The organism is Faecalibacterium prausnitzii (genome assembly GCF_003287495.1).
GTDB lineage: Bacteria > Bacillota > Clostridia > Oscillospirales > Ruminococcaceae > Faecalibacterium > Faecalibacterium prausnitzii_I.
In genome coordinates, this window is record NZ_PRLE01000005.1 from 106,721 (window position 1) to 121,989 (window position 15,269).

At 60.5% G+C, this 15,269-nt stretch carries 13 protein-coding genes; 8 read left to right on the forward strand and 5 right to left on the reverse strand.

Annotation, left to right across the window (positions count from 1 at the left end; genetic code table 11):
• Nucleotides 1–52: 52 nt before the first annotated feature.
• Complete coding sequence (locus C4N22_RS09820; RefSeq protein WP_112148845.1) at nucleotides 53–706, reverse strand: ECF transporter S component; 654 nt, start codon at nucleotides 704–706, stop codon at nucleotides 53–55.
• 264 nt (nucleotides 707–970) lie between these two features.
• On the opposite strand from C4N22_RS09820, the gene C4N22_RS09825 reads away from it, so the two are divergent.
• Nucleotides 971–2,428: a PLP-dependent aminotransferase family protein gene (locus C4N22_RS09825; RefSeq protein WP_112148846.1), complete on the forward strand. Its 1,458-nt coding sequence runs from the start codon at nucleotides 971–973 to the stop codon at nucleotides 2,426–2,428.
• Here the strand turns inward: C4N22_RS09825 and C4N22_RS12765 are convergent.
• Nucleotides 2,335–3,258, reverse strand: a complete 924-nt coding sequence (locus tag C4N22_RS12765) for a hypothetical protein (protein ID WP_146746524.1) — start codon at nucleotides 3,256–3,258, stop codon at nucleotides 2,335–2,337. The two genes, C4N22_RS09825 and C4N22_RS12765, sit on opposite strands and share 94 nt — an antisense overlap.
• 291 nt (nucleotides 3,259–3,549) lie before the next feature.
• Between C4N22_RS12765 and C4N22_RS09835 the strand changes: the two genes are divergently transcribed.
• Entirely contained in the window at nucleotides 3,550–5,106 is a 1,557-nt protein-coding gene (locus C4N22_RS09835; protein ID WP_112148848.1) for an alanine/glycine:cation symporter family protein, read from the forward strand.
• Between the two features lie 51 nt (nucleotides 5,107–5,157).
• Here the strand turns inward: C4N22_RS09835 and C4N22_RS09840 are convergent, their stop codons facing one another.
• Nucleotides 5,158–6,423 carry an aminoacetone oxidase family FAD-binding enzyme gene (locus tag C4N22_RS09840; RefSeq protein ID WP_112148849.1) on the reverse strand — a complete coding sequence of 422 codons (1,266 nt, stop codon included), beginning with the start codon at nucleotides 6,421–6,423 and terminating at the stop codon, nucleotides 5,158–5,160.
• A gap of 296 nt (nucleotides 6,424–6,719) precedes the next feature.
• Between C4N22_RS09840 and C4N22_RS09845 the strand changes: the two genes are divergently transcribed.
• The 6 genes from C4N22_RS09845 (at nucleotide 6,720) to dnaJ (ending at nucleotide 14,096) form a co-directional block, all read left to right on the forward strand.
• On the forward strand, nucleotides 6,720–8,168 hold the full coding sequence (locus C4N22_RS09845) for a sensor domain-containing diguanylate cyclase (protein WP_112148932.1): 1,449 nt from the start codon (nucleotides 6,720–6,722) through the stop codon (nucleotides 8,166–8,168).
• 129 nt (nucleotides 8,169–8,297) lie between these two features.
• Nucleotides 8,298–8,837: a stage V sporulation T C-terminal domain-containing protein gene (locus tag C4N22_RS09850; protein WP_022256751.1), complete on the forward strand. Its 540-nt coding sequence runs from the start codon at nucleotides 8,298–8,300 to the stop codon at nucleotides 8,835–8,837.
• A 185-nt stretch (nucleotides 8,838–9,022) separates the two neighbouring features.
• A complete protein-coding gene (gene hrcA, locus C4N22_RS09855) occupies nucleotides 9,023–10,096 on the forward strand; it encodes a heat-inducible transcriptional repressor HrcA (protein WP_022256750.1) in 1,074 nt (357 codons plus the stop codon).
• Nucleotides 10,093–10,725, forward strand: a complete 633-nt coding sequence (locus C4N22_RS09860; protein ID WP_112148850.1) for a nucleotide exchange factor GrpE — start codon at nucleotides 10,093–10,095, stop codon at nucleotides 10,723–10,725. Before hrcA ends, C4N22_RS09860 begins: the two co-directional genes overlap by 4 nt.
• Before the next feature lie 98 nt (nucleotides 10,726–10,823).
• Nucleotides 10,824–12,656 (forward strand): molecular chaperone DnaK, encoded by a 1,833-nt coding sequence (gene dnaK / locus C4N22_RS09865; RefSeq protein ID WP_022256748.1) that lies wholly within the window; start codon nucleotides 10,824–10,826, stop codon nucleotides 12,654–12,656.
• 264 nt (nucleotides 12,657–12,920) lie between these two features.
• Nucleotides 12,921–14,096, forward strand: a complete 1,176-nt coding sequence (dnaJ, locus tag C4N22_RS09870; protein ID WP_112148851.1) for a molecular chaperone DnaJ — start codon at nucleotides 12,921–12,923, stop codon at nucleotides 14,094–14,096.
• A gap of 272 nt (nucleotides 14,097–14,368) precedes the next feature.
• Here the strand turns inward: dnaJ and C4N22_RS09875 are convergent, their stop codons facing one another.
• Nucleotides 14,369–14,698, reverse strand: coding sequence for a hypothetical protein (locus tag C4N22_RS09875; protein WP_112115675.1), 330 nt, complete (start codon nucleotides 14,696–14,698; stop codon nucleotides 14,369–14,371).
• Nucleotides 14,699–14,787: 89 nt separating this feature from the next.
• Nucleotides 14,788–15,120, reverse strand: a complete 333-nt coding sequence (locus tag C4N22_RS09880; protein ID WP_112148852.1) for a hypothetical protein — start codon at nucleotides 15,118–15,120, stop codon at nucleotides 14,788–14,790.
• Nucleotides 15,121–15,269: the final 149 nt, after the last annotated feature.

Sequence of the window (15,269 nt, forward strand, 5' to 3'; positions counted from 1 at the left end):
TGGGCGCTTTTCCGTTGTGTGAGCACGGCGGGGGGAGCCGTGAAAGAAGAATTTACTTGGTTTCGCCCTTGGTCAGGAGCTTTGCACGCTCCAGAGCGGGACGCAGAGCCAGGTACAGGATGACGACGCAGACAGTGGAGGCCACACTGTTGACGAGCGTGACGCCGCCGGCGATCTTGGACAGGGCCTGTGCCACGGTGTATTCCTGGCCGAAGATGAACACGTTGCGGAAGTAGCCGAGGAACGGGTCCGTCAGGACATTGAGGAACAGGCCGGAACCGGCGGCCACGATGACCTTGACCAGATAGCCTTTCTCATGGGCGTTCCGGTCGCGGAGCTTGAAGACCTTGTGGGCCACGGCACCGCAGGTGATGCCGATGATGAATTTCAGCACAAAGGTGGTGATGGCGTAGCCCGGGTCACCGGCCAGGATATCGGCCAGAGCCAGACCAATGGCACCGGCCAGACCGCCGGAGACGCCATCCAGCAGCAGAGCCGTCAGGGCCGTAAAGGTGTTGCCCAGATGGAACGAGGAGCCGCCGTAGAACGGGATGCGGAAGAACAGGTAAGCCACAAGGCTCAGAGCGGCCATCACGCCGGTCAGGGCCAGCTCGTGGACGGTAAAGGTGCGCTTGTACAGCACACTGGCAAAGACGATCAGGATCACAACGACTGCCAGCAGCAGCCACATTACAGTGGTAGACATCAGATGATTCCCTCCAATTTTAAGGTCTTACGAACTTGTCGGGGCGGGGCCCCTCCATCTTGCCTTGCAAGACCGTTCGTTTCGCTTCAAAGCCCCACTGGGGCTTTGATTGCTTCGCAACCGCTTACCCACCGGAATAGTTGACATTTCTGCTCCGATCGGGTATGCTCCTATTATACGCAGAACTGACACCATGGAAATACCCAGAATAAAGATTTTTTATGGGGTCAGTTCGGGCCTTTGCCCAAAAAGAGGAGGGGTTTTGTGTTCCATTTGACCACAGCACTGGACGCGGCTTCCGCTGTGCCGCTGTATGAGCAGCTGTATCAGAGCCTTGCCGCCGAGATGCGCGCCGGGGCGATCCCGGCAGGCACCCGGATGCCCGGCAAACGGCGGCTGGCGGCGGAGCTTTCTGTCTCCGTCAACACGGTGGATGCCGCGTATCAGATCTTAGCGGCGGAGGGCTATCTGGAGCCAAAGGAGCGCAGCGGCTTTTATGTACAGGAATATCTGGCTCTACCTCCCCGGCCAGAACGTGCTCCGGGCACTCCGGCAAAGCCCATGGAGCCGGAAGCGCCTGCCGGGGAGGCCGCACCGCCCTCTCCGCCGGTCCGGTATGATCTTTCCACCCGGGGCGTGGACCCGGCGCTCTTCCCGTTCCGTACCTGGGCGCGGCTCCAAAAGGAGCTGCTCTACTCCTCGCCGGAGCTGCTGACCCACGGCGATGCTCAGGGCGACTGGGAGCTGCGGCAGGCGCTGGCGGATTATCTGGAAGAATACCGGGGCGTGCAGTGCTCGCCCCAGCAGATCGTGGTGGGAGCCGGCCTGGAATACCTGCTGGGCCTGCTGGCCCCGCTGCTGCCCGGCAAAGCCGCCGTGGAGACCCCCGGGTACCCCCGCGCCAAACAGGTGCTGGAGAACAATGGCGTGGAGTGCTGCTGTCTGCCCGTGGACGAAGACGGCCTTTCCATCGAAGAACTTTCCCGGTCCGGGGCGTCGGTCTGCTACGTTACCCCCAGCCACCAGTTCCCTACAGGCGTCACCATGCCGGCGGGCCGCCGGGCCGAGCTGCTCCACTGGGCGGCCAAGCGCCCCGGGGAGCGGTATATTATTGAGGATGACTACGATTCTGAGTTCCGTTTTGACACCCGCCCCCTGCCCAGCCTGCAGGGGATGGCGGGGGCCGACGGCCCGGTGGTCTACCTTTCCACCTGCTCCCGGAGCCTGGCCCCCAGCATCCGGATCGCCTATATGGTGCTGCCGGAGCACCTGCTGCCCGCCTGGTGGAAGACCTACCGCCTCTATGCCAGCACGGTGGGCCGGTTTGAGCAGCAGACGCTGGCCCGGTTTATCACCGAGGGGTATTTTACCCGGCATCTGGCCCGGGAGCGGGTGGCTTACAAGGCCCGGCGGGATGCCCTGACGGCAGCCCTGAACGCTGCCTTTGCCCCCGGGCAGCTGCGGCTGGCGGGGCTCCATACCGGCCTGCACCTGCTGGCCTCCCTGAAAAATGCCCCGCCGGATGAAGCCCTCCGCCGGGCTGCCGAGGCCGAGGGAGTGCGGCTGAACCTGTTGAGCGATTACGACCTGACCGGAGCCCGGCACCAGACCGGAACGCTGGTGCTGGGTTACGGCTCGCTGGACGATGCCGCCTGCGCCTCGGTGGGCCAGACGTTGAAGAGGGTCTGCACGGAGGCCCGGGAAGCATCCGTCAACCCGTAAAAGCGGCGGGTGGGGTTCCACGCGCCGGGCAGCGCGTCGGCGGAAACGGCGGCATTGCCGTTGGCCAGAAACTCCAGCGTGCTTTCAAGTGTCAAGAAGTCCTGCGCCGTCAGGTCGGTCAGCAGCTCCGAGCTGTGGGCCCGGAGGGCCGCAGGGAGGGTCGTGGGGAGCAGTTCAAGATCTTGCCGGAAAAACGCGTCCCACACCGCCGCCCGGGCGGCAGCCCGGTGGCTGGGCGGGAGGGTGCCGTCTTTGTCCCACCCGGAAAAGAGGCTCTGCGCCTCCCGGGCCGAGAGAGCCTGCACCCCGCCGGAAAGGCCGCACTGGGCCAGCTCGTCGGCGGTGAGCGCGCCGGAAAAGCCCACCCGCAGCATCCCGTACCGGTCCGCGATGGCGGCCAGGACACTGGGGGAGAGAGCGAGATAGCGGGTGGTCTCGGGCAGAGCCAGAGGCTCCAATAAGGCTTCCCGGCAGCGGGCTGGGCCGGCCGCGGCATAGCACTGGGCCAGCGTGGCCTCCCCCTGCCCAAAGGGGATGGCAGTCTCCGCAGGCAGCGCCGCCAACCGGATGCAGTTCTGGCTGGCGTTGAGGTAGAGCAGCACGAAGCCCGGCTGCTCGCCTGCGGTGCAGACCAGCAGGGTGAGCTGGTTTTCGGTCTTTGGCATCCGGACAGCCACCCCGCTCTGGGGTTTGGCGGCCAGCTTGGTGCGGAGGGACTGCCGGGTGAGCAGGATGGTGCCGCCCACCAGCGGCAGCAGTACCAGAAGCGCTGCCCCCAGTGCGGCCCAGAACGGCTGCCAGCCGCGGGTTTTATCGTGATGAGAATGCAAAACAGCCCATCCCCCTTTCAGCAGGAGGATGGGCTGTTTGTCTGGCGGTTATACAGGATGCAAACTCTGAAAAATCGAAAAAAGTCATACCATATTAAAATTCATCTCCGGGCATGATGGATGAAATTGCAGCATAAAATGGGAGAAAAACCTTGCGCGCGCCGGGAAAATATGATAAAGTTTTCTTATTGCAAACAATTGTTCTCGTGAGAAGAACAGGACGCGCGGGGCACTGGGGGAAAGAGTGCAGCGCGGGTTCCAGAGGGTTTTTGTGTATAGAGAGGGAAACGTATGGTAGAGTGGATCACGAAGATCAACGGGATGGTCAACGGCATCGTCTGGGGGCCCATCGGGCTGGCGCTGCTGTTCTGCACTGGCCTGTGGATGACATTGCGCACCGGCGGCTTCCAGTTCCGCCGGGTGGGCCACTGGATGCGGCACACCATCGGCGCGGTGTTCACCAACAAGGAGGTCACCGCCCACACCAGCAAAGAGGACATGGCCATCAGCCAGTTCCAGAGCATGTGCACGGCGCTGGCGGGCACCATTGGCACCGGCAACATCGTGGGTGTGGCCACGGCCATCGTCTCGGGCGGGCCGGGCGCCATCTTCTGGATGTGGGTCATGGCCATTCTGGGCATGATGACCAGCTTTTCGGAAAACGTGCTGGGCGTGTACTACCGCCGCAAAAATGAAAAAGGCGAGTGGTCCGGCGGTGCCATGTATTACCTGACCGACGGCTTGGGCGCAAAGAAAGGCTGCAAAACGCTGGGCAAGGTGCTGGCGGTGCTGTTTGCCTGTTTCTGCATTCTGGCATCGTTCGGCATCGGCAACATGAGCCAGATCAATTCCATCGCGGGCAACATGAACGCCGCGTTCCACACGCCCTCCCTCGTCACGGGCGTGGCGCTGATGGTGGTCACGGCCCTCATCGTGCTGGGCGGCCTCAAGCGGGTGGCCGCTGTCACCGAAAAACTGGTGCCCATTATGGCACTGTTCTACATCGTGGGCGCTGTGGTCATCGTGGTGCTCCACGCGGGCAACATCCCGGCGGCATTCCGGGCCATCTTCCGGGGCGCGTTCAACCTGCAGGCCGCAGGCGGCGGCACGCTGGGCTACGGTATCAGCCAGAGCCTGACCTGGGGCTTCAAGCGGGGCGCGTTCTCCAACGAGGCCGGCCTTGGCTCGGCCGTCATGGTCAATTCCTCCGCCAATGTGAAAGAACCCGTCCAGCAGGGCATGTGGGGCGTGTTTGAGATCTTTGCAGACACCATTGTGGTCTGCACCCTCACGGCACTGGTCATCCTGACCACCGGCGTGGTGGACATTGAGAGCGGCAGCGTGCTGGCAGGCGTGCAGGACAATGCGCTGGTGGGCCAGGCGTTCACAGCGGCCTTTGGCAGTTTTGGCCCCAAGTTCATTGCCATTTCGCTCCTCTTCTTCGCCTATTCCACGGTGCTGGGCTGGAGCCACTACGGCACCAAGGCTGTGGAGTATCTCTTCGGCCAGAAAGGCACCCGTGTTTACAAAGTGATCTTCGTGGGCATGGTGGTGGTGGGTGCCACCATGAAGCTGGGCCTTGCGTGGGATCTCTCCGACACGTTCAACGGCCTTATGATGATCCCCAACCTCCTCGCGGTGCTGGCACTCTCCGGCACGGTGGTGCAGATCACGAAAAACTATCTCGACCGCAAGGTGAACGGGAAAGACATCCCGCCCATGTGGTCGGCTTTTGCCGAGTACCAGAAAGCCGAGGAGGCGGAAGCTGCCGAGGAAGCCAAGCAGGCACGGGAAGCGGAAGCACTGGCAGAGCTGGAGATTCTGGGCGGCCATGCAGTCAACGAATAAAAAACAGCAAAACAAAGGGCGTCTGCCATGAGCGGACGCCCTTTTGTGGTATCAGCGTTTCTTTTTGGGGTTTGAAGGCCTTTGGGGCCGGGCAGGCTTTGCCGCACTGCGCCCGGCCACCAGGCCGCTGCCAAAAGCCCAGTGGAGGTTGAACCCGCCGCAGCTGCCGGCGCAGTCCAGCGTCTCGCCCACAAAGTAAAGGCCCGGGCAGCCCTGGAACTGGAACCGCTCGTCCATTTCGTTGAGGCAGAGGCCGCCGCCGGTGGTCTGGGCCTGCTTCCAGCCGCAGGGGGTCAGCCCCTCAAACCGCCAGTGTTTGGCCGTGCGGGCCAGCGCCTGCCATGCCTGCGGGGGCAGGGCGTGGAGGGACGTTTCCGGCAGCCGTGCCGCCGCCCAGAGGGCCCGGCCCAGCTTGGGGTGGACAAGGCCCAGCCAGAATTCCGCCGGGCTGTCCCCGGCAAGGCGGGGCGGGCGGGCCGCAAACAGGGCGGCAAGGGCCGCTTCGTCCAGCGCGGGGAAGAGGTCCAGCTCCACGGCGGGCTGTTTCGGCCCACGGCCCGGGGCCAGCAGGCCGGACAGCTGCATGATGCAGATGCCGGAGAGGCCGTAGTCCGTAAACTGGACCTCGCCGGTCTCTGCGGCCAACAGAGTTTTGCCATCCAGCAGGGAGGCCGTGGCTTTGGCCCGGATGCCCGCCAGTGCTTTCTGTGGCTTTGCAATTTGCAGAGCGGTCAGGCAGGGGTAAAGGGGGGCCAGCTTTCCGCCGCACTGGGCGGCAAAGGTGGTGCCAAAGCCGTCGGTGCCAAACTGGGGCCCGGCGGCCGCGCCCATGGCACAGATGACGGCGTCCGTCCGCAGGCTCTCGGGCTGGCCGTCGGCATTGACAAACTGGACGGCGTACCCGCCCCGGCTCTGGCTCAGGGTGCGGACGGTGCACCCGCAGCGGATGCGGACGTTGTATTTTTCCAGATGGTGCTCCAGCAGGGCAAGCACGTCTGCCGCCTGGTTGGAGTAGGGGTACACCCGCCCGGCCTCGTCGGTGCGGGTGTAGAGGCCGAGCGACTCAAACCAGCCCAGCGGGTCGGCCGCGTTGACGGCAGCCAGCAGAGGCTTGAGCCCGGCCGGGTCCGAGGTGAAATACCGCTCGGGCGCGATGCCGGTGTTGTCCAGATTGCAGCGGCCATTGCCGGTGGCCAGCAGCTTTTTGCCGGGTTTTGCATTCCGCTCCAGCACCGTCACCCGCGCCCCGGCCCGCGCTGCCGCCAGTGCGGCGGCAAGCCCGGAGGCTCCGCCGCCCAAAACCAAAACCTGCTGCATCTTTTTCCGCCCTCTCCCTGTACATTGCAGTATCAAAACGTGGTTTTATTGTAACATACACGTCAGGGAAACGCAAACGCCGAAAAACGGCAAAGATGTGGCAAAGACATAGAATTTCTTGCCCAGATTTTGGAAGAATCGTGTATTGACGGATTCTGGAAATCTGGTATATTGGAAATAATGAGCAGAACTTTTTCTTTCCTGCATTTTTTGGCCGGGGGGGGGGTAACATTTCGGTGAAAAAGACGGAGGAAAGCGTAAAAACGCGTAAAAACAAAGAAAAAGTTTACCTTTCCATGGCTCTCGTTCTCCTCATGACCGTGAGCATCTTCTTTTATGCGCTCTACATCCGGCAGCAGATCTACTACGAGGGCACGCGGGCCATGCTGGAGACTTATGAACAGGTGAACAAGACCTTTACCATGTTTGCCCAGCGCAACTGGAATGTCCTCACGGACTGGGGCGGTTACTTGAGGGAGATGGCCGCCCCTGAGACGGCTACCCAGTGGAAGGACTTTGAAGAGGAAAAGAAGACCTGGAACTACAGCGATTTTTATATGGCGAATGAGAACGGCGATTACTGGACGGTAGACGGCCGTGAGGGACTGAGAAGTGAAAACATCCAGGCTGTGTTTACGGCGCTGCAGGTGGCGGGAGAACCGATCGTTTCCAGTTATACGGCGACCAGTGGGGTCCGCAAGGTCGTGTTTGCAGTACCGGTGGAACCCATCACCATGAGCGGCGTCACCTACACCAGCCTGGCGGTCAGCTATGATAATGATACCATTGAAGAGATGATCGGCGGACGGGCCTACGGCGGCCGGAGCGACTGCTACATCATCTACCCCAACGGCGATATCATGCTCTCGGAAGAGCCCAAGAGTGAGATCACGGCCTGGATGGAAAACCTGTTTGATTATCTGGAAACCAACACAGAGGTGAACGAGACGTGTCTCCGGGAGATGCAGGAGCAGACGCTGCAGGGCGGCAGCGGCAGTGTGCCCTACCGTTTTCAGGGCCGGAACTATTATCTGGTGTACCAGCCCGTGGGCTTCCAGGACCTGACCATTGTAGGCATCGTGGAGCGGAACGTGGTGGACGCCGGAATGCGTAAAGTGCAGTGCGTCACCATCTTCCTGCTGGCATTCCTGGCACTGGCGGTGGTGGCCGCGCTGGTGCGGAGCATCAAGATGGACCTTCGTTTTGTGCTGGCGGAACAGGAAGAAGCTTTCCACCGGGAGAGTACCGAGCGGCAGAAGATGGAGGACCTTGCCAACACCGACGGCCTGACCGGCCTTTCCAACGAGAGATTCTTCAACGCGACCCTGCAGAGAAAGGAGAAAGCCGGGGAGCCGTTTGCGCTGTTCTATCTGGATCTGGACAGCTTCAAACCCGTCAACGACACCTACGGCCACGATGTGGGCGACCAGCTGCTCAAGGCTGTGTCCGGGCGGCTGCGGACCTGTGTGCGGAGCACGGACTACGCGTTCCGCATCGGCGGCGATGAGTTTGCCCTCATCGTCAACGGAGCCCTCAGCGAGGAATTCTGCGCCAAGCGGACCGAGCGGATCAAAAATGTCTTGACGCAGCCGTTCGTCATCAACGGGCAGGAGCTGCACATCGGCACCAGCTGCGGCAGCGCCCTTTACCCGGCGGACAGCACGGAGGTAAAAGAAATCCGCATCCTGGCCGACCAGCGGATGTACGAGGATAAAGCCCATAAGCCCGGCAGACAGGGACGATAAAAGACATAAAGACATTATTATAAGAATAGAGAGACGAATAATTCCAGCCTGCTTTCCACATAATACCCATACTGTACAAAATCTAGGAGCCAGAGCCCCACGGGGCTGGAAAGCGAGGAAATGGAACCCATGAAAGCAACTGGAATCGTCCGCCGCATCGACGAGCTGGGCCGGGTGGTCATCCCCAAGGAGATCCGCCGCACCCAGCGCATCCGCCGGGGAGACCCGCTGGAGATCTTTACCACCGGGGACGGCGAGGTCATCTTTAAAAAGTATTCGCCCATCGGGGAGCTGCAGGGGGTGGCGATGCAGTACGCCGAGGTGCTGAGCAAGTGCTTTGCCCTGACGGCCTTTGTGGCCGACCGGGACCGGATGATGGCCGTGGCGGGTGCCGGGCGGCGGGACCTGGCCGACCGGAGCATCAGCCAGCCGCTGGAAAAGCTGATGGAGAGCCGCAAGCCCTACCTGCGGCAGGACGCGGAGCAGACGGTGCTCCCCTGCGAGGGCTCGCCCCGGGTGCTGCTGTGCGCGTTCCCCATCATCGCGGCGGGAGACGTGGCCGGGGCCGTGGGCCTGCTGACAGAGGACCGGAGCGCCAAACCGGACGCCTCCCAGCAGAAAGCCGTGGCCGTTGCGGCCGCTTTTCTGGCAAAACAGATGGAAGAATGAAAGTGAAAAAAGGGCCTGTGCTGGACACGGGCCCTTTTTTGCGTGCGGGGTTATTACGAATTTGTGAATCTTTCAAAACTTTTCTGGGAAGCTATTGACAGCGCCGGAAATTTGGCTATAATGGTCTTAGCACTCAGGAAGATGGAGTGCTAAAGAAACAAAAACAACGAATGGAGGCAGGCGCTATGACAATGGATGCACGCAAGCAGCGAGTCTTGCAGGCGATTGTAGCGCTGTATGGCCTCGAGGGCGAACCCGTTGGCAGCAGTGTGCTGGCAAACTACTTTGACATGGCAGTCTCCAGCGCCACGCTGCGCAATGAGATGGCCGCACTGACAAAGCTCGGGCTGCTGGAGCAGCCCCACACCAGTGCGGGCCGTGTCCCCAGTGCCAAGGGTTACCGTTATTATCTGGATCATCTGCTCACCGACGACCAGCCGCTGGACCGTGTGACCCGCGCCCGTGTGGACGCGGTGTTCGCCAGCCTGGACCATGAGCCGGAAAAGCTGGCACAGGGCGCTGCCAAGGCGCTGGCCGCCATCAGCGGCTGTACCGCCGCTGTCAGCACCCCCTGTGCCGAAGACCTCTGCATCGCCCATTATGAGGTGGTGCAGGTGGGCCGGAGCGCCGCCGCCGTGCTGGCGGTCACCACAGCCGGTTACGTCCGCACCCGTGTGGCGAGGGTCCGCACCGGGCTTTCCCGGGAAAACGCCGCCGCGCTGGCCGCGCTGCTCAACCGCAACCTGACGTTCGTGGCACCCGTTGATCTGTCGTCTCGGCTCCTGAGCGAGCTGTGCGGCCAGATCAGCCCGGAGCTGGTGCCGGTGGTCAGCGCCGCCGCCGCCATCCTGCAGGACTCCACCACGCCTCATGTGTTCCTGGGCGGTGAGCAGCACCTGCTGGACTGGCCTCAGCTGGACGGCAAGGTGGGCACCATCCTGACACTGCTGAACGATGAGGAAGAGGCCGCAAGGCTGATTGCCCCGCTGGATGAGCAGAATGAGAGCATCCTGCTGGGCGAGGATATTGAGCCGCAGATCCCCGGCCTGTGCATCGTCAGCGACCGCTACCTGGTCGGCGGCGGGCTGTGGGGCTCGATCGCGTTGATCGGCCCGACCCGGATGCCGTTCCAGAAACTGATGCCGCTGCTCCACGCCTTTGCAGACCAGCTGGGCGAGGGAATGAGCGGCAAACGAAAAGACACCCCGCAGATGGCCGCACCCCGGCGGACTGTGATCTATAAGGAGGACCTGGAATGAGCGAAGAAACCAAGAAGACGGTGGAAGAAACTCCCGCTGAGGAGCCCAACACCGCGCCGCAGGCCGAGCCGGAAGCAGCGCCGGAAGAGACCGCCGCTGCCCCCGAAACGGACGAGGCTGAAAAGACCGACGGCAAAAAGAAAGAGGGCTTCTTTAACAAGAAAGCCCGGGAGCTGGAAGCCGTCAAGGCCAAGCTGGACGCCGCTGAGAAGAATGCCAATCAGGCAAAGGATCAGCTGCTGCGGATGGCTGCCGAGTACGAAAACTACCGCAAGCGCTCCACCCGTGAGGCTGACCAGAAGTTCAACGATGGCATTTCGTTCGCCGTGAACCAGATCATCCCCATCCTGGACACGCTGGATATGGCCGCCAATGCCCCCACCACCGACGAGAACTACAAAAAAGGCGTGGTGATGACGCTGGACAAAGCCGCCAAGGCGCTGGCTGCCCTGCATGTAGAAGAGATCGAGGCGCTGGGCAAGCCCTTTGACCCCAACTTCATGAACGCCGTGCAGCAGATCCCCGCCCCGGACGGGCAGGAGAGCGGCACCGTCATTACGGTCTACCAGAAAGGCTATAAGCTGGGCGACAAGATCGTCCGCCATGCAACCGTTGTGGTGGCCGAGTAAGCAAAGCTTCCCCGCTCCCAAAGGAGCGTTCAAATAAACATCCGCTTTTCACTCAAGCATGAGATAAACAAGTTCTTTATTGAGAGGAGACTTCATTTATGAGTAAGATTATTGGTATCGACCTTGGTACTACCAACAGCTGCGTGGCTGTTATGGAGGGCGGCGAGCCCGTCGTCATCGCAAACTCCGAGGGTGCCCGCACCACCCCGTCCGTGGTCGGCTTTACCAAGACCGGCGACCGTCTGGTCGGCCAGGTCGCAAAGCGTCAGGCTATCACGAACCCGGAGAACACCGTTGCTTCCATCAAGCGTTATATGGGCACCGACCACAAGGTGACCCTGAACGGCAAGGAGTACACTCCCCAGCAGGTCAGCGCTATGATCCTGCAGAAGCTGAAAGCCGATGCTGAGGCTTACCTGGGCGAGCCTGTTACCGAGGCTGTTATCACCGTCCCTGCATACTTCAACGACAGCCAGCGTCAGGCAACCAAGGACGCCGGCACCATTGCGGGCCTGAACGTCAAGCGTATCATCAACGAGCCCACTGCCGCTTCTCTGGCATACGGCATTGATAAAGAGGAAGACCAGAAGATCATGGTCTACGATCTGGGCGGCGGCACGTTCGATGTCTCCATCATTGAGATGGGCGACGGCGTGACCGAGGTCCTGGCCACCAATGGTGATACCCACCTGGGCGGCGATGACTTCGATGAGCGCATCATCAACTGGATGGCGGACGCGTTCCAGACCGAGAACGGCATCGACCTGCGCAAGGACAAAATGGCCGCTCAGCGCCTGAAGGAAGCTGCCGAGAAAGCAAAGATCGAGCTGTCCAGCGCGATGAGCAGCCAGATCAACCTGCCGTTCATCACGGCGGACGCTACCGGCCCCAAGCATCTGGATATGACCCTGACCCGCGCAAAGTTCAATGAGCTGACCGCTGATCTGGTCGATCGTACCATGGGCCCTGTCCGCAAGGCTCTGCAGGATGCAGGCCTGCGTCCCTCTGACCTGAAGAAAGTCCTGATGGTCGGCGGTTCCACCCGTATCCCCGCTGTCTACGATGCCGTGAAGAAAGAGCTCAACTGCGAGCCGTTCAAGGGCATCAACCCCGATGAGTGCGTGGCTGTCGGTGCTGCCATCCAGGGCGGCGTCCTGCAGGGCGACGTCAAGGGCCTGCTGCTGCTGGATGTCACCCCGCTGAGCCTGGGCATTGAGACCCTGGGCGGCGTCTGCACCAAGATCATCGACCGCAACACCACCATCCCCACCCACAAGAGCCAGGTCTTCTCCACTGCCGCGGATAACCAGCCCTCTGTTGAGATCAACGTCCTGCAGGGCGAGCGTGAGTTTGCCCGCGACAACAAGAGCCTGGGTGTCTTCCACCTGGATGGCATTGCTCCGGCTCCCCGTGGCGTGCCTCAGATCGAAGTTACCTTTGATATCGATGCAAACGGCATCGTAAAGGTCAGCGCTAAGGACCTGGGCACCGGCAAGGAGCAGAACATCACCATCACTGCTTCCACCAACATGTCCAAGGAGGACATCGACAAGGCTGTCAAGGAAGCTGAGCAGTTTGCTGCTGACGATAAGAAGAAGCGTGAAGAGGTCGATATCCGCAACGGTGCCGACCAGATGGTTTTCCAGACCGAGAAGATGCTGAAAGAGAACGGCGACAAGATGCCCGCTGACGTCAAGACCGAGGCGGAAGCAAAGCTGGCCGAGCTCAAGACTGCTGTCCAGTCCGGCTCCATCGACGACATCAAGGCAAAGCAGGAGGCTCTGAGCCACGTCTTTGAGAAGATGTATCAGGCTGCTTCCGCTGCACAGGCCGCTGGCGCACAGCAGCCCGGCCCCGATGCTGGCGCGAACAACAACCAGCAGAAGCCCAACGACGACGGCGTCGTGGATGCGGACTTCAAGGAAGTCTAAACGCTGACACAAACGGCACGGCACCCGGCCAAACCGGAGGGTGCGGCGGCCGATAAGCAACCCAAAAGCCGCTCCGGTTTTGGCCGGGGCGGCCTTTGTGGGTTTAAAACCTCTCAGTCTCGCTGCGCTCGCCAGCTCTCCTGACAGGGGAGCCCTTGGCAGGCCGGGCAGGTCTGTACAGACCGCTGGAAGCTTTCTGTGCGAGAAGCAGCAGTGCGCTGCTGTGATGGGGAGGTTGTGCGACTAATTGAGAGGTGAGTGGATATGGCACAGGAAAAGCGTGATTACTACGAAGTGCTGGGGGTATCCAAGACCGCCACGGATGCGGAGATCAAAAAGGCTTACCGCAAGCTGGCAATGAAATACCACCCGGACTATAACCCCGGCGATAAAGACGCCGAGGAAAAATTCAAGGAAGTCAATGAGGCAAACGAGGTCCTCTCGGACCCCAAGAAGCGCCAGCTCTATGACCAGTATGGCTTTGCGGGCGTAGACCCCAGCTATGCGGCACAGAACGGCGGCGGCCCGGGCGCGGGCGGTTTCGGCGGCTTTGGCGGCGACGGCGTGGATCTGGGCGACATCTTCGGCGATATCTTCGGCGGCGGTTTCGGCGGCTTTGGCGGTTCGTCCCGTCAGGCCAACCCCAACGCCCCCCGCAAGGGCCAGGACATCCGCGTGCGGATCACCCTGAGCTTTGACGAGGCCGTGCACGGCTGCAAGAAGAACATCACCATCACCCGCCAGCAGGAGTGCACCGAGTGCCACGGCACCGGCTGCGCGGCCGGTACCAGCCCTGAGACCTGCCCGGACTGCGGCGGCCGCGGCTATGTCATCCGCCAGCAGCGCACCCCCTTTGGCGTGATGCAGACCCAGCAGCCCTGCTCCCGCTGCGGCGGCAAGGGCAAGCTGGTCAAGAACCCCTGCAAGAGCTGCCACGGCAGCGGCAAGACCGCGACCAAGAAGACGCTGGAAGTCTCCATCCCCAAGGGCATCGACGACGATCAGAGCTTTGCACTCCGCGGCATGGGCGATGCCGGTGCCAACGGCGGCCCCTCCGGTGATGTCATCGTGATGGTCACCGTCCGGCCCGATCCGCTCTTCCAGCGCGATGGCTATGATGTCTGGGTCACGGTGCCCATCACCTACAGCCAGGCTGTTCTGGGCGATAACATCACCGTCCCGTCCATTGACGGCAAGGTGGAGTACACCGTGCCCGAGGGCACCCAGAGCGGCACCACGTTCCGCCTGCGTGGCAAGGGCATCCAGTATCTGAACGGCCGCGGCCGGGGCGATATGTACGTCAAGTGTGAGGTCGAGATCCCCAAGAAGCTGAACAAGGTCCAGCGCGACGCCCTGAAGAAATTTGAGGGCACCCTGAAAGAAGACAACTACGAAAAACGCAAAGGCTTCTTCAAGCGGCTGAAAGACATGTTTGCATAAAAATGCGTATCGAAAGGAGACTTTCCCGAAAGAGAAAGTCTCCTTTTTGTGTATAGAAAAGAGGCAAATCAGAGAGTAAAAATTTTCGAGAAACATTGGCAGAAGAATTAAAGAAGCCTGAATTTAAAGAAGAATGGGAAAAATTAAAACAGCGAAAAAAATCTTTGGATGAAGAAGCTCAAAATAAGAAAGTATAAAAAACGGAGAAGACTCCCTTTATGGGGAATCTTCTCCGTTTTTGCTAAAGATAGGCGCTCTTCAAATATGAAAAATCAGGTCGCATAGACCACAAGGGCATTGATAATTAAACCGACACCACTCAAGCACGAACTCACGACGCAGATGGAACAGCCAATATCATAGATAGCATTTGCAGTGCTCTTAGCCATGTGTGCATCTAAGGCATCCATGCCGGTTTTTGTCCAAGTTTTAGGATTCTTTTGACGATAATCGCGGACAGCGGTAATACCCTTATACCAGCCATAGAAAGGAACAAACCAAGCGCAGAAAGCCTGTACGGCAGTTGCGCCGCCTTCGGTGTAAGTCATTTCTTCCTCAGACATGACGCAGTAATTAGCGGGCATCATCATTTTGGCTTCCATAATCATTACTCCTTTACAAAGCAAATATCCAAAGCGATGCGGGAGTGCATCGTTTATCCAATTAAAAATACCGCAAAATCGAATAAACTTTACAGGATGAGCAGGATGGCGCTCAGGGGGGCAAAGGCTACCACCATGGCGGTGGAAACACCGTCGCGCAGGAAGTTGGAGGGGGATTTTGCCATATCAGCGGCGATGGCGTCGGAGGCGCGGCCTGCCACGGTGAGGAAATTGCCCTCACGGTTCTTCTTGACACTCAGCCAATCCTTGGCCTGGGAGATGCCCCACAGGTAGCTGGAGCCCAGCACCACGGCACCTACGACGGTGGCGGCTGCACCAAGAGCACTGCCGCCCTGGGTATAGGTCATTTCCTCTTCGTTCATGACTGCATAGCTGGCAGGGAGATTCAGTTTGTTGGTCATAGTATATTACTCCTTTACAAATGATTTGCAATGAAGCCGGGCCCCGGGCCAGCCAAAGCGCTGTACCGGGAGACCTGTGGCGGAAAGTTTCCCTCTGGTAGTTTCATTCTACTACAGGGGGGTGGTTTCTGCAAGAGATTTGGGAACGA

Coding starts and splice junctions, on each gene's coding strand:
- C4N22_RS09820 (WP_112148845.1), bottom strand. CDS start 706: ATGTCTACCACTGTAATGTGGCTGCTGCTGGCAGTCGTTGTGATCCTG.
- C4N22_RS09880 (WP_112148852.1), bottom strand. CDS start 15,120: ATGACCAACAAACTGAATCTCCCTGCCAGCTATGCAGTCATGAACGAA.
- dnaK (WP_022256748.1), top strand. CDS start 10,824: ATGAGTAAGATTATTGGTATCGACCTTGGTACTACCAACAGCTGCGTG.
- C4N22_RS09860 (WP_112148850.1), top strand. CDS start 10,093: ATGAGCGAAGAAACCAAGAAGACGGTGGAAGAAACTCCCGCTGAGGAG.
- hrcA (WP_022256750.1), top strand. CDS start 9,023: ATGACAATGGATGCACGCAAGCAGCGAGTCTTGCAGGCGATTGTAGCG.
- C4N22_RS09835 (WP_112148848.1), top strand. CDS start 3,550: ATGGTAGAGTGGATCACGAAGATCAACGGGATGGTCAACGGCATCGTC.
- C4N22_RS09840 (WP_112148849.1), bottom strand. CDS start 6,423: ATGCAGCAGGTTTTGGTTTTGGGCGGCGGAGCCTCCGGGCTTGCCGCC.
- dnaJ (WP_112148851.1), top strand. CDS start 12,921: ATGGCACAGGAAAAGCGTGATTACTACGAAGTGCTGGGGGTATCCAAG.
- C4N22_RS09845 (WP_112148932.1), top strand. CDS start 6,720: ATGGCTCTCGTTCTCCTCATGACCGTGAGCATCTTCTTTTATGCGCTC.
- C4N22_RS09875 (WP_112115675.1), bottom strand. CDS start 14,698: ATGGAAGCCAAAATGATGATGCCCGCTAATTACTGCGTCATGTCTGAG.
- C4N22_RS09850 (WP_022256751.1), top strand. CDS start 8,298: ATGAAAGCAACTGGAATCGTCCGCCGCATCGACGAGCTGGGCCGGGTG.